This window comes from Helicobacter pylori (genome assembly GCF_009689985.1).
GTDB lineage: Bacteria > Campylobacterota > Campylobacteria > Campylobacterales > Helicobacteraceae > Helicobacter > Helicobacter pylori_CG.
The window spans coordinates 30,826-52,284 of sequence record NZ_QBAW01000008.1; the positions used below are offsets into that span (position 1 = coordinate 30,826).

At 38.6% G+C, this 21,459-nt stretch carries 18 protein-coding genes and 3 pseudogenes; 15 read left to right on the forward strand and 6 right to left on the reverse strand.

Going from position 1 to position 21,459, the window contains the following annotated elements; genetic code table 11:
- Positions 1 to 85 precede the first annotated feature (85 nt).
- From DBU79_RS06305 to cheW, 9 genes and pseudogenes are all read left to right on the forward strand, one after another.
- Positions 86 to 1,744: a 30S ribosomal protein S1 gene (locus DBU79_RS06305; protein ID WP_154411890.1), complete on the forward strand. Its 1,659-nt coding sequence runs from the start codon at positions 86 to 88 to the stop codon at positions 1,742 to 1,744.
- A gap of 28 nt (positions 1,745 to 1,772) precedes the next feature.
- Positions 1,773 to 2,291: a hypothetical protein gene (locus DBU79_RS06310; protein WP_154411891.1), complete on the forward strand. Its 519-nt coding sequence runs from the start codon at positions 1,773 to 1,775 to the stop codon at positions 2,289 to 2,291.
- A gap of 15 nt (positions 2,292 to 2,306) precedes the next feature.
- Complete coding sequence (serA, locus tag DBU79_RS06315; protein WP_154411892.1) at positions 2,307 to 3,881, forward strand: phosphoglycerate dehydrogenase; 1,575 nt, start codon at positions 2,307 to 2,309, stop codon at positions 3,879 to 3,881.
- 9 nt (positions 3,882 to 3,890) lie between these two features.
- Positions 3,891 to 5,790, forward strand: a pseudogene (locus DBU79_RS06320) (menaquinone biosynthesis decarboxylase).
- Positions 5,765 to 6,433 carry a YggS family pyridoxal phosphate-dependent enzyme gene (locus tag DBU79_RS06325; RefSeq protein WP_154411894.1) on the forward strand — a complete coding sequence of 223 codons (669 nt, stop codon included), beginning with the start codon at positions 5,765 to 5,767 and terminating at the stop codon, positions 6,431 to 6,433. The pseudogene DBU79_RS06320 and the gene DBU79_RS06325 overlap by 26 nt, the downstream one beginning before the upstream one ends.
- A gap of 1 nt (position 6,434) precedes the next feature.
- On the forward strand, positions 6,435 to 7,193 hold the full coding sequence (locus DBU79_RS06330) for a UDP-2,3-diacylglucosamine diphosphatase (RefSeq protein WP_134890604.1): 759 nt from the start codon (positions 6,435 to 6,437) through the stop codon (positions 7,191 to 7,193).
- A gap of 3 nt (positions 7,194 to 7,196) precedes the next feature.
- Positions 7,197 to 8,132 carry a chemotaxis protein CheV3 gene (gene cheV3, locus DBU79_RS06335; protein ID WP_000818698.1) on the forward strand — a complete coding sequence of 312 codons (936 nt, stop codon included), beginning with the start codon at positions 7,197 to 7,199 and terminating at the stop codon, positions 8,130 to 8,132.
- A gap of 54 nt (positions 8,133 to 8,186) precedes the next feature.
- Entirely contained in the window at positions 8,187 to 10,604 is a 2,418-nt protein-coding gene (cheAY2, locus tag DBU79_RS06340) for a chemotaxis histidine kinase/response regulator CheAY2 (RefSeq protein WP_154411895.1), read from the forward strand.
- 2 nt (positions 10,605 to 10,606) lie between these two features.
- On the forward strand, positions 10,607 to 11,104 hold the full coding sequence (gene cheW, locus DBU79_RS06345; protein ID WP_000070752.1) for a chemotaxis protein CheW: 498 nt from the start codon (positions 10,607 to 10,609) through the stop codon (positions 11,102 to 11,104).
- A gap of 264 nt (positions 11,105 to 11,368) precedes the next feature.
- Here the strand turns inward: cheW and tpx are convergent, their stop codons facing one another.
- Positions 11,369 to 11,869 (reverse strand): thiol peroxidase, encoded by a 501-nt coding sequence (gene tpx / locus DBU79_RS06350; RefSeq protein ID WP_001174636.1) that lies wholly within the window; start codon positions 11,867 to 11,869, stop codon positions 11,369 to 11,371.
- Between the two features lie 222 nt (positions 11,870 to 12,091).
- Between tpx and sodB the strand changes: the two genes are divergently transcribed.
- A complete protein-coding gene (sodB, locus tag DBU79_RS06355) occupies positions 12,092 to 12,733 on the forward strand; it encodes a superoxide dismutase [Fe] (protein WP_000494623.1) in 642 nt (213 codons plus the stop codon).
- Between the two features lie 54 nt (positions 12,734 to 12,787).
- Positions 12,788 to 13,519 (forward strand): carboxy-S-adenosyl-L-methionine synthase CmoA, encoded by a 732-nt coding sequence (cmoA, locus tag DBU79_RS06360; RefSeq protein WP_154411896.1) that lies wholly within the window; start codon positions 12,788 to 12,790, stop codon positions 13,517 to 13,519.
- Positions 13,520 to 13,580: 61 nt separating this feature from the next.
- Here the strand turns inward: cmoA and DBU79_RS06365 are convergent, their stop codons facing one another.
- Genes DBU79_RS06365 through DBU79_RS06375 form a run of 3 tightly spaced genes read right to left on the reverse strand, consistent with a single transcriptional unit; the run spans position 13,581 to position 15,901 of the window.
- Positions 13,581 to 15,440 carry a primosomal protein N' gene (locus DBU79_RS06365; RefSeq protein ID WP_154411897.1) on the reverse strand — a complete coding sequence of 620 codons (1,860 nt, stop codon included), beginning with the start codon at positions 15,438 to 15,440 and terminating at the stop codon, positions 13,581 to 13,583.
- Complete coding sequence (locus DBU79_RS06370) at positions 15,425 to 15,661, reverse strand: hypothetical protein (protein ID WP_000051172.1); 237 nt, start codon at positions 15,659 to 15,661, stop codon at positions 15,425 to 15,427. Before DBU79_RS06370 ends, DBU79_RS06365 begins: the two co-directional genes overlap by 16 nt.
- A gap of 12 nt (positions 15,662 to 15,673) precedes the next feature.
- Positions 15,674 to 15,901 (reverse strand): hypothetical protein, encoded by a 228-nt coding sequence (locus DBU79_RS06375; RefSeq protein ID WP_001191194.1) that lies wholly within the window; start codon positions 15,899 to 15,901, stop codon positions 15,674 to 15,676.
- A 202-nt stretch (positions 15,902 to 16,103) separates the two neighbouring features.
- On the opposite strand from DBU79_RS06375, the gene DBU79_RS06380 reads away from it, so the two are divergent.
- Positions 16,104 to 16,850 carry an SPOR domain-containing protein gene (locus DBU79_RS06380; RefSeq protein ID WP_154411898.1) on the forward strand — a complete coding sequence of 249 codons (747 nt, stop codon included), beginning with the start codon at positions 16,104 to 16,106 and terminating at the stop codon, positions 16,848 to 16,850.
- 2 nt (positions 16,851 to 16,852) lie between these two features.
- On the opposite strand, the gene DBU79_RS06385 is transcribed toward DBU79_RS06380, so the two are convergent.
- Positions 16,853 to 17,374 (reverse strand): hypothetical protein, encoded by a 522-nt coding sequence (locus tag DBU79_RS06385; RefSeq protein WP_154411899.1) that lies wholly within the window; start codon positions 17,372 to 17,374, stop codon positions 16,853 to 16,855.
- A gap of 176 nt (positions 17,375 to 17,550) precedes the next feature.
- Here DBU79_RS06385 and DBU79_RS06390 point away from each other — a divergent pair.
- The 3 genes and pseudogenes from DBU79_RS06390 (at position 17,551) to gdhA (ending at position 21,015) form a co-directional block, all read left to right on the forward strand.
- Positions 17,551 to 18,775 (forward strand): annotated as a pseudogene (locus DBU79_RS06390) (M48 family metallopeptidase).
- On the forward strand, positions 18,772 to 19,602 hold the full coding sequence (locus DBU79_RS06395; RefSeq protein WP_154411900.1) for a peptide chain release factor N(5)-glutamine methyltransferase: 831 nt from the start codon (positions 18,772 to 18,774) through the stop codon (positions 19,600 to 19,602). The pseudogene DBU79_RS06390 and the gene DBU79_RS06395 overlap by 4 nt, the downstream one beginning before the upstream one ends.
- A 66-nt stretch (positions 19,603 to 19,668) precedes the next feature.
- Positions 19,669 to 21,015 carry an NADP-specific glutamate dehydrogenase gene (gdhA, locus tag DBU79_RS06400; protein ID WP_021306624.1) on the forward strand — a complete coding sequence of 449 codons (1,347 nt, stop codon included), beginning with the start codon at positions 19,669 to 19,671 and terminating at the stop codon, positions 21,013 to 21,015.
- 12 nt (positions 21,016 to 21,027) lie between these two features.
- On the opposite strand, the pseudogene DBU79_RS06405 reads toward gdhA, so the two are convergent.
- Positions 21,028 to 21,459 (reverse strand): annotated as a pseudogene (locus DBU79_RS06405) (glycosyltransferase family 10 domain-containing protein); the annotation flags it as partial.

Below are 21,459 nucleotides of genomic sequence, written 5' to 3' on the forward strand. Positions count from 1 at the left end.
TGTTAGTTTTTAAACGATTTTGTAAGCCAAAAAAGGATACAATACCCCCTAAGGATTTTATATTTATTTTATAGTAAGGCAGTCAATGAGCAAGATACCAGATGATCAGAACTTTAATGACGAGGAGGAAAACTTCGCAGAACTCTTAAAAAAAGAAGAAACCCTAGAAAAAGGCACTATCAAAGAAGGGCTAATCGTTTCCATCAATGAGAATGATGGTTATGCCATGGTGAGCGTGGGCGGTAAGACAGAAGGCCGTTTGGCTTTGAGCGAGATCACCGATGAAAAGGGGCAGTTGCTGTATCAAAAAAATGACCCCATTATCGTGCATGTGTCCGAAAAAGGTGAACACCCTAGCGTTTCCTACAAAAAGGCCATTTCCCAACAAAAGATTCAAGCCAAAATTGAAGAATTGGGCGAAAACTATGAAAACGCCATTATTGAAGGCAAGATTGTAGGCAAGAATAAAGGGGGTTATATCGTGGAGTCTCAAGGCGTGGAGTATTTTCTCTCCCGCTCGCACTCTTCTTTAAAGAATGACGCAAACCATATCGGCAAACGCATTAAAGCGTGCATCATTCGTGTGGATAAGGAAAACCATTCTATCAATATTTCTCGCAAACGATTCTTTGAAGTCAATGACAAACGACAGCTTGAAGTTTCTAAAGAATTGTTAGAAGCTACAGAGCCGGTGTTAGGGGTTGTGCGCCAGATCACCCCTTTTGGTATTTTTGTAGAAGTTAAGGGAGTTGAGGGTTTAGTCCATTATTCTGAAATCAGCCATAAAGGACCAGTAAACCCTGAAAAATACTACAAAGAGGGCGATGAAGTCTGTGTCAAAGCCATCGCTTATGATGAAGAAAAAAGACGCCTTTCACTCTCCATAAAAGCGACCATAGAAGACCCATGGGAAGAGATCCAAGACAAGCTAAAACCCGGATACGCCATTAAGGTGGTGGTGAGCAATATTGAAAATTATGGGGCGTTTGTGGATATTGGTAATGATATTGAAGGCTTTTTGCATGTTTCTGAAATCTCTTGGGATAAAAATGTCAGCCACCCTAGCAAGTATTTGAGCGTGGGGCAAGAGATTGATGTGAAAATTATTGACATTGATCCAAAAAATCGCCGTTTAAGGGTTTCTTTAAAACAACTCACTAACAAGCCTTTTGATGTTTTTGAATCTAAACACCAAGTGGGGGATGTTTTAGAAGGCAAAGTAGCGACTTTAACGGATTTTGGGGCGTTTTTGAATCTGGGTGGGGTGGATGGTTTGCTCCACAATCACGACGCTTTTTGGGATAAAGATAAAAAATGCAAAGACCACTATAAAATTGGCGATGTGATCAAAGTAAAAATCCTTAAAATCAACAAAAAAGATAAAAAGATTTCTTTGAGCGCGAAACACCTAGTTACTTCCCCTACAGAAGAATTCGCTCAAAAACATAAAACAGACAGCGTGATTCAAGGCAAAGTAGTGAGTATTAAGGATTTTGGCGTCTTCATTAACGCTGATGGCATTGATGTGCTGATTAAAAATGAAGATTTGAGCCCCTTGAAAAAAGATGAAATCAAAATAGGGCAAGAAATCACATGCGTGGTGGTTGCGATTGAAAAATCTAACAACAAGGTGCGTGCTTCTGTGCATAGGTTAGAACGCAAAAAAGAAAAAGAAGAATTGCAAGCTTTTAACACGAGCGATGATAAAATGACTTTAGGGGATATTCTTAAAGAAAAACTCTAAAGAGCGATTTTAAAAGCATGAGAATGGCATGAGATTTAAGAGTGTTGTTGCTTTTATTTCCCTAGCTGTCGCTCTTGGCGTTTTAACCTACTTGTTTTTAAGCGTTAAAGAAGAAATGCCCGCTATTTCTCATACCGATAAAAATCTCTCTCAAACAGATGCAAAAAGCCATGACATCAACCTAGAAGAAAATAGCCCTAATGAAGTCTCTCATAATGAAAAAGCCCCCCATAACGAAGAAGATCGCAATAACGCTCTTTCTCAAAACCTTGATACGCAAGAAGTTATCAATTACCCTGTTATAGAGCATCATTTTGAAATCCCTTTTGAAGAAAAAAAAAGGGAGTATTCAAAGCTTATCATTAAGGATTTAAAGGACTATCAATGGTGGTGTTTAAAAGAAATCCTCAAAAAAGAACAAATTGATTACGCTTACGATAGCACCAAAAACCAACCCAACCTCATCATCTATTTAGATGAAAACAAAAAAGAACGCTTTTTAGCTGATTTAGACTATTATAAAATACGCTATCATGCTGTTTTTTAAATTCAAAGGATAAAAATGTATCAAGTAGCCATTTGCGACCCCATTCATGCTAAAGGCATTCAAATCTTAGAAGCCCAAAAAGACATTGTCTTGCATGATTATTCCAAATGCCCCAAAAAGGAGCTTTTAGAGAAACTCATCCCCATGGATGCGCTCATCACTCGCAGCATGACCCCTATCACAAGCGATTTTTTAAAGCCCTTAACCCACTTAAAGTCCATTGTAAGAGCGGGTGTGGGAGTAGATAATATTGATTTAGAAAGTTGCTCTCAAAAAGGGATTGTCGTGATGAATATCCCTACCGCTAACACGATTGCCGCTGTGGAATTGACGATGGCGCATTTGATCAATGCGGTGCGTTCATTCCCTTGCGCGAACGATCAAATCAAACACCAAAGGTTATGGAAAAGAGAAGATTGGTATGGCACGGAATTGAAAAATAAAAAACTAGGAATCATTGGTTTTGGGAATATTGGCTCTAGGGTGGGCATTAGAGCAAAAGCTTTTGAAATGGAGGTTCTAGCCTATGATCCTTATATCCCTTCTTCAAAAGCCACTGATTTAGGGGTCATTTACACAAAAAATTTTGAAGATATTTTGCAGTGCGATGCGATCACTATCCACACCCCTAAAAATAAAGAAACCATTAACATGATAGGCGCTAAAGAGATCGAACGCATGAAAAAAGGGGTTATTTTGATCAATTGTGCTAGAGGGGGGCTTTATAATGAAGACGCTCTTTATGAAGCTTTAGAAACTAAAAAAGTGCGTTGGCTTGGCATTGATGTCTTTTCTAAAGAGCCTGGCATTCATAACAAGCTTTTAGACTTGCCTAATGTTTATGCGACCCCCCATATTGGCGCAAACACTTTAGAATCCCAAGAAGAAATTTCCAAACAAGCCGCTCAAGGGGTTATGGAATCTTTAAGGGGTTCAAGCCACCCGCATGCTTTGAATTTACCCATGCAAGCTTTTGATGCGAGTGCAAAAGCCTACTTGAATTTAGCGCAAAAACTGGGTTATTTTTCCAGTCAAATCCATAAAGGCGTGTGCCAAAAAATTGAGCTCAGTCTTTGTGGGGAGATCAACCAGTTCAAAGACGCCCTTGTCGCTTTTACGCTAGTAGGGGTGTTAAAACCTGTTGTAGGGGATAAAATCAATTACATTAACGCCCCCTTTGTGGCTAAAGAAAGAGGCATTGAGATCAAGGTTAGCCTTAAAGAAAGCGCTTCGCCCTATAAAAACATGCTCTCTTTAACTTTAAATGCAGCTAATGGCGCAATCAGCGTGAGCGGCACGGTGTTTGAAGAAGATATTTTAAAACTCACTGAGATTGATGGGTTTCATATTGATATAGAGCCAAAAGGTAAAATGCTTCTATTTAGGAATACGGATATTCCAGGCGTTATTGGGAGTGTGGGGAATGCGTTCGCTAGGCATGGCATTAATATCGCTGATTTTCGTTTGGGGCGCAACACGCAAAAAGAAGCTTTAGCACTCATTATTGTAGATGAAGAAGTTTCTTTAGAAGTTTTAGAAGAGCTTAAAAACATTCCTGCATGCTTAAGCGTTCATTATGTGGTTATTTAAGGTAGTTGGATGCGAGATTTTTTAAAGCTTTTAAAAAAACATGATGAATTAGAAATCATTGACACCCCCCTTGAAGTGGATTTGGAAATCGCTCATCTGGCGTATATAGAAGCGAAAAAGCCTGATGGAGGCAAAGCCCTTTTATTCACGCAACCCATAAGAAAAGAGCATGACCAGATCAAAACCTTTGGCATGCCTGTTTTAATGAACGCTTTTGGCTCTTTCAAGCGCTTAGATCTTTTATTAAAAACCCCTATAGAAAGCCTGCAACAACGCATGCAAGCGTTCTTGCACTTTAGTGCTCCTAAAAATTTCACTGAGGGTTTGAAAGTCTTAAAAGATTTATGGGATTTAAGACACATTTTCCCTAAAAAAACCACTCGCCCTAAAGATCTCATTATCAAGCAAGATAAAGAAGTCAATTTGTGGGATCTGCCCGTTTTAAAAACTTGGGAAAAAGATGGCGGGGCTTTTATCACCATGGGGCAAGTCTATACCCAAAGCTTGGATCATAAAAAAAAGAATTTAGGCATGTATCGTTTGCAAGTTTATGATAAAAACCATTTAGGCTTGCACTGGCAAATCCATAAAGACTCCCAACTCTTTTTCCACGAATACGCTAAGGCTAAAGTCAAAATGCCTGTCAGTATCGCTATTGGTGGGGATTTGCTCTACACATGGTGCGCGACAGCCCCCTTACCTTATGGGGTTTATGAACTCATGCTCTATGGGTTTATGAAAGGAAAAAAAGCGCAAGTAATGCCATGCTTGAGTAATTCTTTGAGCGTGCCAAGGGATTGCGATATTGTGATAGAAGGGTTTGTGGATTGCGAAAAACTAGAGCTTGAAGGGCCTTTTGGGGATCACACGGGCTATTACACCCCTATTGAGTCTTACCCTGTTTTAGAAGTCAAAACCATTAGCTATAAAAAAGATTCCATTTACTTAGCCACCGTGGTGGGTAAGCCCCCTTTAGAAGACAAATACATGGGGTATTTGACTGAGCGTTTGTTCTTGCCCTTGCTTCAAATGAACGCCCCCAATCTTATAGATTATTACATGCCGGAAAATGGGGTGTTTCATAATTTGATTTTAGCCAAAATACACACGCGCTATAACGCTCATGCCAAACAAGTCATGCATGCTTTTTGGGGTGTGGGGCAGATGAGTTTTGTCAAACATGCGATTTTTGTCAATGAAGACGCTCCCAATCTAAGAGACACCAACACTATCATTGAGTATATACTGGAAAATTTTTCTAAAGAAAAAATTCTCATCTCTCAAGGCATATGCGACGCTTTAGATCATGCAAGCCCTGAATACGCTATGGGGGGGAAACTCGGTATTGATGCGACCTCTAAAAGCAATACCCCCTACCCCACGCTTTTAAACGATAACGCCTTATTAGCGCTTTTACAAGATAAAATGCCAAATATCGTTCTTTTGAAGCAATATTACCCGCACACCCGTAACCCCATTTGCATCATCAGCGTGGAAAAGAAAGACAAAAGCGTCATTGAATTGGCTAAAAACTTGCTCGGTTTTGAAGAGCATTTACGCATTGTCATCTTTGTAGAGCATACCAGCAACGATTTAAACAACCCTTACATGCTGTTATGGCGCATCGTTAATAATATTGACGCTAAGCGTGATATCCTCATCTCTAAACATTGTTTTTTTATAGACGCTACCAATAAGGGCGTTATGGATAAACATTTTAGAGAATGGCCTGCAGAAACCAATTGTTCCATGGAAGTCATAGAAAATTTGAAAAAGAAAGGGCTTTTAAAAGATTTTGAAACTTTAAATCAAAAATTCCATCTCACGCATTCTTTCAGCACGCACAAAGAAGATCTATAAAGAAGAAGCCATAAAGAAGAATTATGTTAGATTACCGCCAAAAAATTGATACCCTCATCGCCAAAATAGAAAAGGCTCGCATCGCCTATTCAAGGCACCATATTGTCAAAATCGTGGCTGTTTCAAAAAACGCTTCCCCAGAAGCTATCCAACATTACTACAACTGCTCTCAAAGGGCTTTTGGAGAAAATAAAGTTCAAGATTTAAAAACTAAAATGCATTCTTTAGAGCATTTGCCCCTTGAATGGCACATGATAGGCTCTTTACAAGAAAATAAAATCAATGCGCTTTTGAGTTTAAAACCCACCCTTTTGCATTCTTTAGACTCTTTAAAACTCGCCCTAAAAATAGAAAAGCGTTGCGAAATATTGGGCGTCAATTTAAACGCTCTTTTACAGGTTAATAGCGCGTATGAGAAAAGTAAAAGCGGGGTGGTGCCTGAAGAAGCGCTAGAAACTTATTCTCAAATCAGTGAAACTTGTAAGCACCTCAAGCTTAAGGGGCTGATGTGTATAGGGGCTCATGCTGATGATGAAAAGAAAATTGAAAAATCCTTTATCACCACCAAAAAGCTTTTTGACCAAATAAAAAATGCGAGCGTTCTTTCAATGGGCATGAGTGATGATTTTGAATTAGCGATTGCTTGCGGGGCGAATCTTTTAAGGATTGGCTCTTTTTTATTCAAAGAGTAAGATGCTAGAAACTTATGCGCTTAAAAATGGGGCTGTTTTTATCTCTGATGCGCATTTTTTGCCTAAAAGCCCTCATTTAATCCATACGCTTCAAGAACTTTTAAGCGCCAAACCCCCACAAGTCTTTTTCATGGGCGATATTTTCCATGTTCTTGTGGGCTATTTGCCTCTAGATAAAGAGCAGCAAAAAATCATTGATTTAATCCATGCGTTAAGCGAAATTTCACAAGTCTTTTATTTTGAAGGCAACCATGATTTTTCCATGCGTTTTGTATTCAATTCCAAAGTGGTAGTTTTTGAGCGCCAAAACCAACCCGCATTATTCCAATACGATAACAAACGCTTTTTACTAGCCCATGGGGATTTATTCATCACTAAGGCGTATGAATTTTACATCACGCAGCTCACTTCCACTTGGGCTAGATTTTTTCTAACTTTTTTAAATTTTGCGAGTTTTAAAACCTTATACCCCTTTTTGAAAAAACGCATCTATCAAAAACCCGTCCGTCTTTGGGAATTAGAGCCAAAAGAATTAAAAACCTTTATTGAAAAGCGCCTAAAAGCCTATCAAAACTATATTAAAGATCTTAACCTTGATAGCATTGATGGCATTATAGAGGGGCATTTTCATCTCAAAAGCGGTGTAAAAATCCCTTTGAATGCGCCGATTTATTGCCCACTGCCCTCCTTTTATTACGAACAAAGCCTTTTTAAGGTATCATCAAGCGTTTTAGAACCATCTCAAAATAAGGACGCCTAAATCATGGCAGAAAAAACAGCTAACGATTTAAAACTAAGCGAGATAGAACTCGTGGATTTTCGTATTTATGGCATGCAAGAGGGCGTCCCTTATGAGGGGATTTATGGCATTAATGTGGCTAAAGTCCAAGAAATCATCCCCATGCCCACCCTTTTTGAATACCCCACGAATTTGGATTACATCATCGGCGTGTTTGATTTGCGCTCCACGATCATTCCGCTTATAGACTTGGCTAAATGGATAGGGATTGTCCCAGATAAAAGCAAGGAAAACGAAAAAATCGTCATTATCACTGAATTTAACAATGTTAAAATGGGCTTTTTAGTCCATTCGGCTAGGCGTATCAGGCGCATTAGTTGGAAAGATGTGGAGCCTGCATCCTTTAGCGCCTCTAATAGCATCAATAAAGAAAATATCACCGGCACGACACGCATTGAAAACGACAAAACCCTACTTATTTTGGATTTAGAAAGCATTTTAGACGATTTAAAACTTAATGAAGACGCCAAAAACACTAAAGACACCCCTAAAGAGCGTTTTGAAGGCGAAGTATTATTTTTAGACGATAGCAGAACGGCGAGAAAAACCTTAAAAAACCATTTGAGCAAATTGGGTTTTAGCATCACGGAAGCTGTGGATGGGGAAGACGGGCTGAACAAATTAGAAATGTTGTTCAAAAAATATGGGGACGATTTGAGAAAACATTTAAAATTCATTATTTCAGATGTTGAAATGCCTAAAATGGATGGCTATCATTTCTTATTCAAGCTCCAAAAAGACCCCAGGTTCGCTTATATTCCTGTGATTTTTAATTCTTCTATTTGCGACAATTATAGCGCTGAAAGGGCTAAAGAAATGGGGGCTGTGGCGTATTTAGTCAAGTTTGACGCAGAAAAATTCACCGAAGAAATTTCTAAGATTTTAGACAAGAATGCGTAATTCTTTTCATAAAATTGTAAAATACTCTTATCTCAAACGCTAAAAGGGTTTTAAATGGATGATTTGCAAGAAATAATGGAAGACTTCTTGATTGAAGCCTTTGAAATGAACGAGCAATTGGATCAGGATTTAGTGGAATTGGAGCATAACCCTGAAGATTTGGACTTGCTCAATCGCATTTTTAGAGTCGCTCACACCATTAAAGGCTCTAGCTCGTTTTTGAATCTTAATATTCTCACGCACCTCACGCACAACATGGAAGATGTCCTAAATCGCGCCAGAAAGGGCGAAATCAAAATCACACCGGATATTATGGATGTCGTGTTGCGCTCCATTGATTTGATGAAAACTTTACTCGTAACAATTAGAGATACCGGATCAGATACCAATAACGGCAAGGAAAACGAGATTGAAGAAGCGGTCAAACAGCTTCAAGCCATTACAAGCCAAAATTTAGAGGGTGCTAAAGAAACTTCAGGGACTAAAGAAGCCCCAAAAGAAGTAAAAGAAGAAATTAAAGAAAAAGCGAAAGAAGAAGTTAAAGCAAATAAAACCCCTACTGCAGAAAATCCCGCAAGCGATAACCCGCTAGCCGATGAGCCGGATTTGGATTATGCTAACATGAGCGCTGAAGAAGTGGAAGCGGAGATTGAACGGCTGTTGAACAAGCGCCAAGAGGCCGATAAAGAACGAAGAGCTCAAAAAAAGCAAGAAGCCAAACCTAAACAAGAAGTTGCCACCAAAACAGAAACCCCTAAGACAGAAACTCCCAAAGCCCCTAAAACCGAAACTAAAGCTAAGGCTAAAGCCGATACTGAAGAAAATAAAGCCCCCTCTATTGGCGTGGAGCAAACCGTTAGGGTAGATGTGCGCCGCTTGGATCACTTAATGAATTTAATCGGTGAGCTTGTTTTAGGAAAAAATCGCTTGATCAGGATTTATAGCGATGTGGAAGAACGCTATGATGGGGAAAAGTTTTTAGAGGAATTAAACCAGGTGGTTTCTTCTATTTCAGCGGTAACGACAGACTTGCAGCTTGCGGTGATGAAAACACGGATGCAACCAGTGGGCAAAGTGTTCAATAAATTCCCTCGCATGGTAAGGGATTTGAGCCGGGAATTAGGCAAGAGCATTGAGTTAATCATTGAGGGCGAAGAAACCGAATTAGACAAATCCATTGTAGAAGAGATTGGCGATCCGCTCATTCACATTATCCGCAACTCATGCGATCATGGGATTGAGCCTTTAGAAGAAAGAAGAAGGCTTAACAAGCCTGAAACCGGTAAGGTGCAACTGAGTGCGTATAATGAGGGTAACCACATTGTGATTAAAATCTCTGATGACGGCAAGGGATTAGACCCTGTGATGCTTAAAGAAAAAGCGATTGAAAAAGGGGTGATTAGCGAAAGAGACGCTGAAGGCATGAGCGATAGGGAAGCGTTTAATCTCATTTTCAAGCCAGGTTTTTCTACCGCAAAAGTCGTTTCCAATGTTTCAGGCAGAGGCGTGGGCATGGATGTGGTGAAAACCAATATTGAAAAGCTCAATGGGATCATTGAAATTGATTCAGAAGTGGGGGTAGGCACGACTCAAAAGCTTAAAATCCCTCTCACTTTAGCTATCATTCAAGCTTTACTCGTGGGCGTTCAAGAAGAATATTACGCTATCCCGCTTTCTTCAGTGTTAGAAACCGTGCGCATCAGCCAGGATGAAATCTACACCGTTGATGGCAAGAGCGTGTTGCGCTTGAGAGATGAGGTGCTTTCTTTGGTGCGCCTTTCTGATATTTTTAAAGTGGATGCTATTTTGGAATCCAACTCAGATGTGTATGTGGTTATCATTGGCTTGGCTGATCAAAAAATTGGCGTGATCGTGGATTATTTAATCGGTCAAGAAGAAGTGGTCATCAAATCTTTAGGTTACTATCTTAAAAACACTAGAGGCATTGCTGGCGCTACGGTGAGAGGCGATGGGAAAATCACTCTCATTGTAGATGTGGGGGCGATGATGGATATGGCAAAAAGCATCAAGGTCAATATCACTACCTTGATGAACGAATCCGAAAACACCAAGAGCAAAAATTCCCCTAGCGATTATATTGTCTTAGCGATTGATGACAGCAGCACAGATAGAGCGATTATCCGCAAATGTTTAAAACCATTAGGCATCACGCTTTTAGAAGCCTCTAACGGGTTAGAAGGCTTAGAAATGCTTAAAAATGGCGATAAAACCCCGGACGCTATTTTAGTGGATATTGAAATGCCTAAAATGGACGGCTACACTTTCGCTTCTGAAGTGCGCAAATACAATAAATTCAAAAACCTGCCTTTGATTGCAGTAACCAGTCGGGTGACTAAAACCGATAGGATGCGTGGCGTTGAATCTGGCATGACTGAATACATCACCAAACCTTATAGCGGTGAGTATTTAACCACCGTAGTGAAACGCAGCATCAAATTAGAAGGAGAATAGTCATGAGCAATCAATTAAAAGATTTATTTGAAAAACAAAAAGAAGCTAGTGCGGGTTCTAAACAAGAAGACAATGAAGAAATTTTGCAATTCATCGGTTTTATTATTGGCGATGAAGAATACGCCATTCCTATTTTGAATATTTTAGAGATCGTCAAACCCATTGGTTACACACGAGTCCCTGAAACCCCAAACTATGTGCTTGGCGTGTTCAATTTAAGGGGTAATGTCTTCCCTTTGATTAGCTTGCGTTTAAAATTCGGATTGAAAGCGGAGAAGCAAAACAAAGACACTCGTTATTTGGTGGTGCGACACAACGATCAGATCGCTGGGTTTTTCATTGATCGCTTAACTGAAGCCATTCGCATCAAACAAACGGATATTGACCCGGTGCCAGAAACTTTGAGCGATAACAACAATCTAACTTATGGCATTGGGAAACAAAACGACAGACTCGTAACCATTTTAAGAGTGGAAGAAATCTTAAAAAAAGACTTCTAAAAACCTTTTCTATCAAACCCTTATGGGTTTTGTGAAAGATTTGTTCCATTAAAAGCTTGATTTTAATCAAGCGGTAATGTTTGAGTAATTTTTGATTGGAAACAGAGTTTTTTTAATCTTTTCTTTTAAAAATAGCGTGAAAATTTTTTAAGTGGATTAAAAAGAACCTCTCATTTTTTAGTTTTTATCACCAACGCTTTTTAATAAGCGGAGCTTTTTGCGTTGAGATTCACTAAATTGTAGCCCCCTCCTTTTAAGGATTTCCTATTTCAACACTTTTAAAAGCGCTTCATAATTAGGCTCTTCTAAAATGTTTTGAACGATCTCTTTATAGATAACCACTCCCTTATCATCAAGAACAAACACCGATCGAGCGAGTAAGCCTTGAAAAGAGCCCTTGCCTAACAGCACGCCGTAATTTTCCCCAAAAGCCTTATACCTAAAATCGCTTAAAATTCTTAAGTCCTTAATGCCTTCAGCGCCGCAAATTTGCCCTTGAGAAAAAGGCAAGTCCATAGAAATAACGCTAAAACTCACAGAAGGCAGTTTTCCGGCTTGCTCATTGAAGTGTTTGGCTTGGAGCAAGCAAACCGATCCGGTTAAACTAGGGAGCGCGCTAACGACCTGAAAACGCACGCCTTGCTTCAACAAATTGACTTCTTGCAAATCGCCATTGACCAATTTCACATCAGGGGCTTTATCGCCCACTTTTAAGGCTTTCCCTTCTAATTGGTATGTTTCTTCTTTAAAAGTAACTTTTTGCATTGTTAAATCCTTTCTAATGAATTGCTATATTGCGTTAGAATAATAGTCAATTAAGATTAACTTTTAAAAAATTTAAAAAGAATTTGTTTAAAAAATCGTTTCAATTTTAAAAAACCCCTTAAAATCTACAAAATTTGCATAACGATCAATTTTTAAGAAAAGATTTACCAAAAAGTATTAAAAAATGATTACAATACGGCTATCTAATCACAAGGAGAAAACATGTTTACATTACGAGAATTGCCTTTTGCTAAAGACAGCATGGGAGATTTTTTAAGCCCTGTAGCGTTTGATTTCCACCATGGGAAACACCATCAAACTTATGTGAATAATTTGAACAACCTCATCAAAGGCACAGATTTTGAGAAAAGTTCTTTGTTTGCTATTTTGACAAAATCTAGCGGAGGCGTGTTTAATAACGCCGCTCAAATTTATAACCACGATTTTTATTGGGATTGCCTAAGTCCCAAAGCGACTGCCTTAAGCGATGAGTTAAAAGGGGCTTTAGAAAAAGATTTCGGATCGTTGGAAAAATTTAAAGAAGACTTCATTAAGAGCGCGACCACTTTGTTTGGCTCTGGTTGGAATTGGGCAGCGTATAATTTAGACACTCAAAAAATTGAAATCATTCAAACCAGCAACGCTCAAACCCCAGTTACGGATAAAAAAGTGCCGCTTTTAGTGGTAGATGTGTGGGAGCATGCTTATTACATTGACCATAAAAACGCGCGCCCTGTGTATTTGGAAAAATTCTATGGGCATATCAATTGGCATTTTGTTTCTCAATGCTATGAATGGGCGAAAAAAGAAGGCTTAGGCTCAGTGGATTACTACATCAATGAGTTGGTGCATAAAAAAGCTTAAGCGTTATTTTGCATAGAGTGGTTTAAAGGTTTTTAAACCACGCTTCTTTTTTGAATGAAAGACACTCTGTTTAACAAATCCCTAGACAAACGCTTTTGTTTTGATGAGAAAGTCGCCCATGTTTTTGATGACATGCTGGAGCGCTCCATCCCCTATTATCATGAAATGTTGAATCTGGGAGCGTATTTTATCGCTCAAAATTTAAAAGAAAATATCCATCCTAAGTCCTTGTCTAAGCCCTTGATTTATGATTTGGGCTGTTCTACCGGGAACTTTTTCATCGCACTTAACCAACAGATCCAACAGGATATTGAGCTTGTAGGGATTGACAATTCCATGCCCATGCTTAAAAAAGCACAAGAAAAATTAAAAGATTTTAACAATGTCCGTTTTGAATGCATGGATTTTTTAGAGGTTGAGTTTAGAGAAGCGAGCGCGTTTTCATTGCTTTTTGTGTTGCAATTTGTCCGCCCCATGCAAAGAGAGGTGTTGCTTAAAAAGATTTATAACAGCCTTGCGTTGAATGGGGTTTTATTGGTGGGCGAAAAAATCATGAGCGAAGATCGGATATTAGACAAGCAAATGATAGAGCTATACTACCTTTATAAACAAAATCAAGGCTACAGCCACAATGAAATCGCTTTCAAAAGGGAAGCGTTAGAAAATGTGCTTGTGCCTTATAGTTTGAAAGAAAATATCGCGCTTTTAGAAAGCGTGGGGTTTAAGCATGTGGAAGCGGTGTTTAAATGGGTGAATTTCACGCTGTTAGTCGCCAGAAAAACTTAAGTTTTTTAAAATAATATAGAAGACTTGAGTTTTTTAAAGCAATATAGAAGACTTGAGTTTTTTAAAAAATATCCACAGGATCCATATTCACGCTGCAAGGGATATTAGGGGCGGATTTTAAAAACGCATGCACGCTTTTGATTAGGCTTAAAGGGTTTTTGGAACGCAACAAAATCAGGTAGCGGTAAGAAGAGGCGATTTTTTCAATGGGGGCTTTAAAGCTAGAGAGCGTTACGCCCTTTTCTAAACACGAAGAAAGGGTTTGAGAGGCTTTTAGGCTCAATTGTTGGGCTTTTTCTTCGTTTTTATGCTTAAATTCTAACAAACACAGCCTTGAAAAAGGCGGGTAGAGTTCGCACCTTTCTTGCAATTCGTATTGTAAAAAATCTTCATAATCTTCTAAGAAGTTTTCTAATAGATCGGTTTCGGTGCTTTGAATGAACACTTGGCCAGAAATTTGCCTAGCGCTCCTCCCGGCGATTTGATAGAGTAACGACACGCCTTCTTCTAAAGCCCTGTAACTATTAGATTTAATGATATTGTCTATACCTAAAACAACCGCTAAACTCACTTTAGCGTAATCATGCCCTTTGCTTATCATCTGCGTGCCGATTAAGATATTCGTTTTTTGAGCGTTGAAATCGTTTAAAATATTGTGGAGTTTTTTGGGTGTGCTGGTGTGATCTTTATCCAAAATCGCTATTTTAGCGCCTTTCAAAAGGCCTTCTAATTCGTTCAACACTTGCATGGTGCCTATCCTTTTACCCACTAAAACTTCGCTTTGACATGCGCTGCAAATTTTAGGGATAGGGCTTGAAAAATGGCAATAATGGCACATGAGTTTGTTGGTTTTTAAATGCAAACTCATATTCACGCTGCAAAAGGGGCATTGAACGCTTTTGTAGCAATTTTGACACAGCAAGGTTTTGAAATTAGCCCTTGTAGGCACAAAAATAATGGCTTGCTCGTTTTTGTCTATAACTTGTTTTAGCGCTTCTAGGAGTTTGGGCGTGATAAAACGCTCGGTTTTTTCAAAAATAATGTTTTTTTGCGTAGGGGTGTAACGCCCCTTTAAGCGCACTAAAGCCTTATCTTTAAAGCGTTTGTAACTATTTAAACTTGGCGTAGCAGAGCCTAAGATCACTTGAATAGGGAATTTATGGGATAAATACAAGCATAAATCCCTAGCGTTATACATAGGGCTTTGATGGGATTTATAAGAAAAGTCATGCTCTTCATCTACAATGATTAAACCCAACTCCTTAAGGGGTAAAAACAACGCGCTTCGTGTGCCTACCACCAATTTGATTTCTTGCGAATAAAGCTTTTCTAAAAATTGTTTTTTTTGGGTTTGAGAGAGTTTGCTATGCCACAAGCCTAAATTTTCTTTAAAGACCCTTTTAAGGCGTTGTTGCATTTGAGGGGTGAGGGCGATTTCTGGCACTAACAATAAAGCGCTTTTTTTTTGCTCTAAAGTTTGAGCGATTGAATGCATATAAATCTCGGTTTTCCCACTACCCGTATCGCCAAAGAGCAAGCTTGCTGAATGTTTTTGCAATTCTTTTAAAGCGTTTGTTTGCGTTTGGCTTAATACATTAAGAACAGGCTCAATTTTTTCTAACCCCACCAAATCGCATTCTTTAAAAGGGGTAAAAAGATTTAAGACTGAAGAAAGATTAGCCGAGTAATATTGAGCGATAAATATAGCAAGCTCTATTTGAAAGGGGAGTAAAAAATAAGGGGTTTTTTCTAACTCTAGGCATTCAAAAGAGGGTTTTGAAACTTCTTCAAGAACGACGCCCAAAAGCGTTTTATTCCTTAAAGGGATATTGACTAACGCTCCTTTAAGGTGTCGCTCTTTAGAAAAGTAAGTTAAAGGGGGGGTTTTATTTTTTAAAGGAGCGATCAAGTAATAGAACATGATGAGATTTTTTCTAAAAGCTTTTGGAGTTCATTATGCAAATACTCGTTCTGGCAACTTTCATGCAAATAATCCTTTAAAAGCTCTAAGGCGTTTAATTCTTGGTTATGGAAACGCTCCTTTAGGGTGCGTTTCATCTCATCGCTAAAGGTGTTATTGAGAGAGATTTTATAGCGTTTGCCTAAATAAGTGATTTCTAAGCTATCGTTTTCTAAAGACATGTTTTTAATGGTTTATGACAATAAATCAGAGATTTTGTCATAAAGACCTTGAATGCCCTTATCTTTAGCGCTCAATTCATCGTATAAAATAGCGATTTGAATGTCTTTTTCTTCATTTTGTGCATTCAAGGTGGTGTTTGCTTGGCGTAAAGCGTTCAACTCTTCTTCTTGTTTTTGGATTTTTTCAATCAATTCATCAATTTTAGCGCCCAATTGGTTTAACAAACTTAAAGATTGCATAATAAGCCTTTCATGGTTTTTGAAAGTTATTATATCAAAGCTATTAAATTATCGCAAAATACCCCTATCCCCTTAAGGTAATGACTTTTACTATAAAATAAAGTAACTAAAACCCCATGTTTTAAACCATTCTTATGGTGGTATTTAGTATTATTTATTACCATAAAGCAACAAGACAGAAAGCTTGACATGGGAGTGGTGAATGCAAAAAAGTATATTAAAAATGACTCTGTTGTTGGTTTTCCTCTTTTTAAGAAACGCTGTTGGTTTAGAGGATAAAAAAGCGGATCTTAAAAGCGTTCAAAATACGCCCAAAAATTTACCCCCTATCCAATTAAGGCTCGATCAAGCCTATGAAGATCTGATTAAAATGTTAGACAATATGGGAAAAAGCACGCAGTATGAGTTCCCTAAAATCAAAGAAATCCTAGAGCAAAGCGAAGAAGAATGGCTCAAAGTCGCCCATGAAGAATGCGTGGCGTTGGTTATGCTAATAAGCCCCAAAGCTTCTATTGAAAATAGCCCGATTTATAGGAATTGCTATGAAGCTTATGTGAAACAAAGAATCCATGATTTATATGATTTTTATATAGAGGGCAAAAAGGTGAAAAGAAAAATCAAAAAAGCCCATAAGCAAGAGATTGCTATTAAGCAATCCCAGCCCTTAAAAAAAGAGCCGCCTAAGAACGAGAATAAAAAGAGCTTAGTAAAACCCAGCTTAAAAGATGCGAGTATCCCTAAAGGGTATTACTTGCAAATTGGGGTTTTTTTGAATGCGCCCAGTAAGGATTTTTTGCAAACGCTCAAAACTTTCCCCTACCAAATAAAGAAAAAAGACTCCCTCACGCATTATTTTATTGGCCCTTATAAAACGAAAGAAGAAGCCCTAAAACAGCTTGAAAATGCAACTAAAAGCTTTAAAAATAAGCCCGTGTTGGTGGAAAGATAGTTTTATTGGATTTGATAAAGCCACCTGGCCATTAGCGCGACAAACAAACTCGCGCCCAAAAACACATAGCCTATCATTTTATAAAGGGGGATAAAATTTTTTTGAATCTCTTCTTCTGCAATAATGATTTTAGAAACCCCTAAGCGGTTAGTTGGGGTGCTGTCTGTGAGGTAAAAGCCTTGTTTTTTAAGCATAAAATAAGGGGTTTTGATGGCGTCATTTTTAAAAGAGACCACAAACGCCCCGATATTAGAAAACTTGACTTTGTTATCCCCATCCAATAAGACAAAAGGGGTGTTTTTGAATCGTTCTTCTAAGATTTTTAAAGGCTCTAAAGAAGAGGTATTATCCAATTCTAAAAGGCTTTTAGCGATCGCATCAGCGGTGTATTGCATGCGTGTTTGGGTGTTTTCTAAGAGGTTATTTTTCGCATAAAAGAAAAATAACGCTAACAAAACCCCCACTAAAAGCAAGGTAGAAAGGGTATAAACGATTAAAAAACGCTTTTTAAAAGAATAGGGCATGACAAACCTTTTTGTTGATAGCAAGTTGGATAACACAGCTTTTTAGGATTAAAAACGCTCAAAAACAGCCTCTTTTTTCTACCATATTTATTTAATTTTATGGTAAATTTTTGAAAAATTGTTATAATTCTCCTACACTTTTATTGGTAAATTTAATTAAAAAAGGAGTTTAAAATATGCTTGATATATGGATAGATATGATAATTTGTATTTTTTATTTGCTCTTTTTTACGACTCCTTACATTGTAGGCGATATTTTGCAATTGAAATTTATCCGTCAAAAGCTCTGCGAGAAGCCTGTTTTACTCCCACAAAAGGATTATGAAGAAGCGGGAAATTACGCCATTAGGAAAATGCAATTATCCATTATTTCTCAAATTTTAGACGGGATAATCTTTGCTGGTTGGGTCTTTTTTGGTTTGACGCATTTAGAAGATTTGACGCATTATTTAAACCTTTCTGAAACGCTAGGCTACTTGGTGTTTGCCTTGTTGTTTTTAGCGATTCAAAGCGTTTTATCCTTACCCATTAGCTACTACACCACCATGCATTTGGATAAGGAATTTGGCTTTTCTAAAGTGAGCTTGTCGTTGTTTTTTAAGGATTTTTTCAAAGGGTTATTGCTCACTTTAAGCGTGGGATTGTTGTTGATTTACATTCTCATTATGATTATTGAACATGTGGAACATTGGGAGATTAGCTCGTTTTTTGTCGTGTTTGTTTTTATGATCTTGGCTAATCTTTTTTACCCTAAAATCGCCCAGCTTTTCAACCAATTCACCCCCTTGAATAATAGGGATTTGGAGAGTCAAATTGAGAGCATGATGGACAAGGTGGGTTTTAAATCCGAAGGCATCTTTGTGATGGACGCTAGCAAGAGGGATGGGCGTTTGAATGCGTATTTTGGGGGCTTGGGTAAAAACAAGCGGGTGGTGTTGTTTGACACTTTGATCTCTAAAGTTGGGACAGAAGGGCTTTTAGCCATTTTAGGGCATGAATTAGGGCATTTTAAAAATAAGGATTTGTTGAAAAGTTTAGGGATTATGGGAGGCTTGCTCGCTCTTGTTTTTGCTTTGATCGCTCATTTGCCACCGATCGTTTTTGAAGGCTTTAATGTTTCACAAACGCCAGCGAGTTTGATTGCGATCTTGCTCTTGTTTTTGCCGGTATTTTCTTTTTACGCTATGCCATTGATTGGGTTTTTTAGCCGAAAGAATGAATACAATGCGGACAAATTTGGAGCGAGTTTAAGCTCTAAAGAGGTTTTAGCCAAAGCGTTAGTGTCTATTGTGAGCGAGAATAAAGCGTTCCCCTATTCGCACCCTTTTTATGTTTTCTTGCATTTCACGCACCCGCCGCTATTAGAGCCGCTTGAAAGCTTTGGATTATGAAATTGAATGACCCTTTCACAAGCCCTAAACAAAGCCAAAAAAGAATTATCGCAAAAAGGTTTTAGGGGTGGCTTAGAGTCTGAAATTTTATTAGGCTTTGTCTTGCAAAAAGAAAGGGTTTTTTTACACACGCATGCTTATTTAGAGTTAAACCACGAAGAAGAGGTGCGCTTTTTTGAATGGGTAGAAAAGCGTTTGAACGACTGCCCCATAGAATATTTATTAGAAAGCTGTGATTTTTATGGGCGCTCTTTTTTCGTGAATGAGCATGTTTTAATCCCACGGCCTGAAACGGAGATTTTAGTCAAAAAAGCCCTTGATATTATTTCTCAATACCATTTAAAAGAGATAGGCGAAATAGGCATAGGGAGTGCTTGCGTGTCCGTTAGTTTGGCTTTAGAAAACCCCAAAATTTCCATTCATGCGAGCGATATTTCACCCAAAGCTTTAGAAGTGGCGTTAAAAAACATTGAACGCTTTAATTTAAAAGAGCGTGTTTTTTTAAAACAAACATGCCTTTGGGATCATATGCCAACGATAGAAATGCTTGTCTCTAACCCGCCTTATATCGCTAGAGATTATCCTTTGGAAAAATCCGTCCTCAAAGAACCGCACGAAGCCCTTTTTGGGGGGGTTAAAGGCGATGAAATCTTAAAAGAAATCATTTTTTTAGCCGCTAAATTAAAAATCCCTTTTTTGGCCTGTGAAATGGGGTATGACCAGTTGAAAAGCTTGAAAGAATGCTTGGAGTTTTGCGGTTATGATGCAGAGTTTTACAAGGATTTGAGCGGCTTTGATAGAGGGTTTGTGGGCGTTTTAAAAAGTTTTTTAAGATAAGGTTAAAACTTAATTACCCTTTTAGTGTTACAATAAAAACACTTAAAACAATAAAGGATGCCGCTCATGTATGTTGAAAAAATTCTCCAATCTTTACAGAAAAAATACCCTTATCAAAAAGAGTTCCATCAAGCCGTCTATGAAGCCATCACTTCTTTAAAGCCCCTTTTAGACAGCGATAAAAGTTATGAAAAGCATGCCATTTTAGAGCGTTTGATTGAGCCTGAAAGGGAGATTTTTTTTAGGGTGTGTTGGCTAGATGATAACAACCAGATTCAGGTCAATCGGGGGTGTAGGGTTGAATTCAATTCAGCGATTGGCCCTTATAAGGGGGGTTTGAGATTCCACCCTAGCGTGAATGAAAGCGTGATCAAATTTTTAGGCTTTGAGCAAGTGTTGAAAAACTCGCTCACCACTTTGGCTATGGGGGGCGCTAAGGGGGGGAGCGATTTTGACCCTAAAGGGAAGAGCGAGCATGAGATCATGCGTTTTTGCCAGGCGTTCATGAATGAATTATACCGCCATATTGGGGCTACGACTGATGTGCCAGCCGGGGATATTGGAGTGGGCGAAAGAGAGATTGGCTATCTGTTTGGGCAATACAAAAAATTAGTCAATCGTTTTGAGGGCGTATTGACCGGTAAAGGACTCACTTATGGGGGGAGCTTGTGCAGAAAAGAAGCTACCGGTTATGGGTGCGTGTATTTTGCTGAAGAAATGTTGCAAGAGAGGAACAGCTCTTTAGAGGGCAAGGTTTGCAGCGTTTCTGGGAGCGGTAATGTCGCTATTTATACCATTGAAAAACTGCTTCAAATAGGCGCTAAACCGGTAACGGCGAGCGATTCTAATGGCATGATTTACGATAAAGACGGCATTGATTTAGAGCTTTTGAAAGAGATTAAAGAAATCCGTCGTGGGAGGATCAAAGAATACGCTTTAGAAAAAAAGAGCGCGAAATACACCCCAACAGAAAATTACCCCAAAGGAGGGAATGCCATATGGCATGTGCCTTGTTTTGCGGCTTTTCCTAGCGCGACTGAGAATGAATTGAGCGTTTTAGACGCTAAAACCCTCCTTTCTAACGGGTGTAAATGCGTGGCTGAAGGGGCGAACATGCCCTCAAGCAATGAAGCGATTGAATTGTTTTTGCAGGCTAAGATTTCTTATGGTATAGGCAAGGCGGCTAATGCTGGGGGGGTGAGCGTGAGCGGCTTGGAAATGGCGCAAAATGCGAGCATGCACCCTTGGAGTTTTGAAGTGGTGGATGCGAAATTACACCACATCATGAAAGAGATCTATAAGAATGTCTCTCAAACCGCTAAAGAGTTTAAAGACCCTACTAATTTTGTTTTAGGGGCTAATATCGCTGGTTTTAGAAAAGTAGCGTCTGCGATGATAGCGCAAGGGGTTTGATTACCCCCAATTTTACAAACCCAATTTTTTAACCCATCTCCTTATGGCGCGCAACAAAGGTAAGGATTTTTGATAAGCTTTGCGATAGATTTTAAAAGTGGTGTTTTGAGAGAGTTCTAATAAAGGCGAGGCGTTTTGTAAAAGGCGCTCATAATTAACCCTCAAATCATCATAATTAACCCTCAAATCATCATAATTAACCCTCAAATCATCAATAGATATTAAAGGCTCATTCAAATCACGATAGAAAATGAAAGGGTTATTATGATAGATAGTATCGTTTTCTAAAATCGTTTTAAAAAAATCCAGGATCTTTTCAAAACTCAAATCCTGGTAAAAACCAGCTTTCCCATCAATGGTGTTCAAGGGGTTTTCATAGAGCATGTCTAAATAAGCGTTTGGGTGCGTGTGCAAGTATCTCACATAATCAATCGCTTCATCAAA

Bases quoted from the DNA above. Each gene is read 5' to 3' on its own strand.
- DBU79_RS06305 (WP_154411890.1), top strand. From the start codon at position 86: ATGAGCAAGATACCAGATGATCAGAACTTTAATGACGAGGAGGAAAAC.
- DBU79_RS06310 (WP_154411891.1), top strand. From the start codon at position 1,773: ATGAGATTTAAGAGTGTTGTTGCTTTTATTTCCCTAGCTGTCGCTCTT.
- serA (WP_154411892.1), top strand. From the start codon at position 2,307: ATGTATCAAGTAGCCATTTGCGACCCCATTCATGCTAAAGGCATTCAA.
- DBU79_RS06325 (WP_154411894.1), top strand. From the start codon at position 5,765: ATGTTAGATTACCGCCAAAAAATTGATACCCTCATCGCCAAAATAGAA.
- DBU79_RS06330 (WP_134890604.1), top strand. From the start codon at position 6,435: ATGCTAGAAACTTATGCGCTTAAAAATGGGGCTGTTTTTATCTCTGAT.
- cheV3 (WP_000818698.1), top strand. From the start codon at position 7,197: ATGGCAGAAAAAACAGCTAACGATTTAAAACTAAGCGAGATAGAACTC.
- cheAY2 (WP_154411895.1), top strand. From the start codon at position 8,187: ATGGATGATTTGCAAGAAATAATGGAAGACTTCTTGATTGAAGCCTTT.
- cheW (WP_000070752.1), top strand. From the start codon at position 10,607: ATGAGCAATCAATTAAAAGATTTATTTGAAAAACAAAAAGAAGCTAGT.
- tpx (WP_001174636.1), bottom strand. From the start codon at position 11,869: ATGCAAAAAGTTACTTTTAAAGAAGAAACATACCAATTAGAAGGGAAA.
- sodB (WP_000494623.1), top strand. From the start codon at position 12,092: ATGTTTACATTACGAGAATTGCCTTTTGCTAAAGACAGCATGGGAGAT.
- cmoA (WP_154411896.1), top strand. From the start codon at position 12,788: ATGAAAGACACTCTGTTTAACAAATCCCTAGACAAACGCTTTTGTTTT.
- DBU79_RS06365 (WP_154411897.1), bottom strand. From the start codon at position 15,440: ATGTTCTATTACTTGATCGCTCCTTTAAAAAATAAAACCCCCCCTTTA.
- DBU79_RS06370 (WP_000051172.1), bottom strand. From the start codon at position 15,661: ATGTCTTTAGAAAACGATAGCTTAGAAATCACTTATTTAGGCAAACGC.
- DBU79_RS06375 (WP_001191194.1), bottom strand. From the start codon at position 15,901: ATGCAATCTTTAAGTTTGTTAAACCAATTGGGCGCTAAAATTGATGAA.
- DBU79_RS06380 (WP_154411898.1), top strand. From the start codon at position 16,104: ATGCAAAAAAGTATATTAAAAATGACTCTGTTGTTGGTTTTCCTCTTT.
- DBU79_RS06385 (WP_154411899.1), bottom strand. From the start codon at position 17,374: ATGCCCTATTCTTTTAAAAAGCGTTTTTTAATCGTTTATACCCTTTCT.
- DBU79_RS06395 (WP_154411900.1), top strand. From the start codon at position 18,772: ATGACCCTTTCACAAGCCCTAAACAAAGCCAAAAAAGAATTATCGCAA.
- gdhA (WP_021306624.1), top strand. From the start codon at position 19,669: ATGTATGTTGAAAAAATTCTCCAATCTTTACAGAAAAAATACCCTTAT.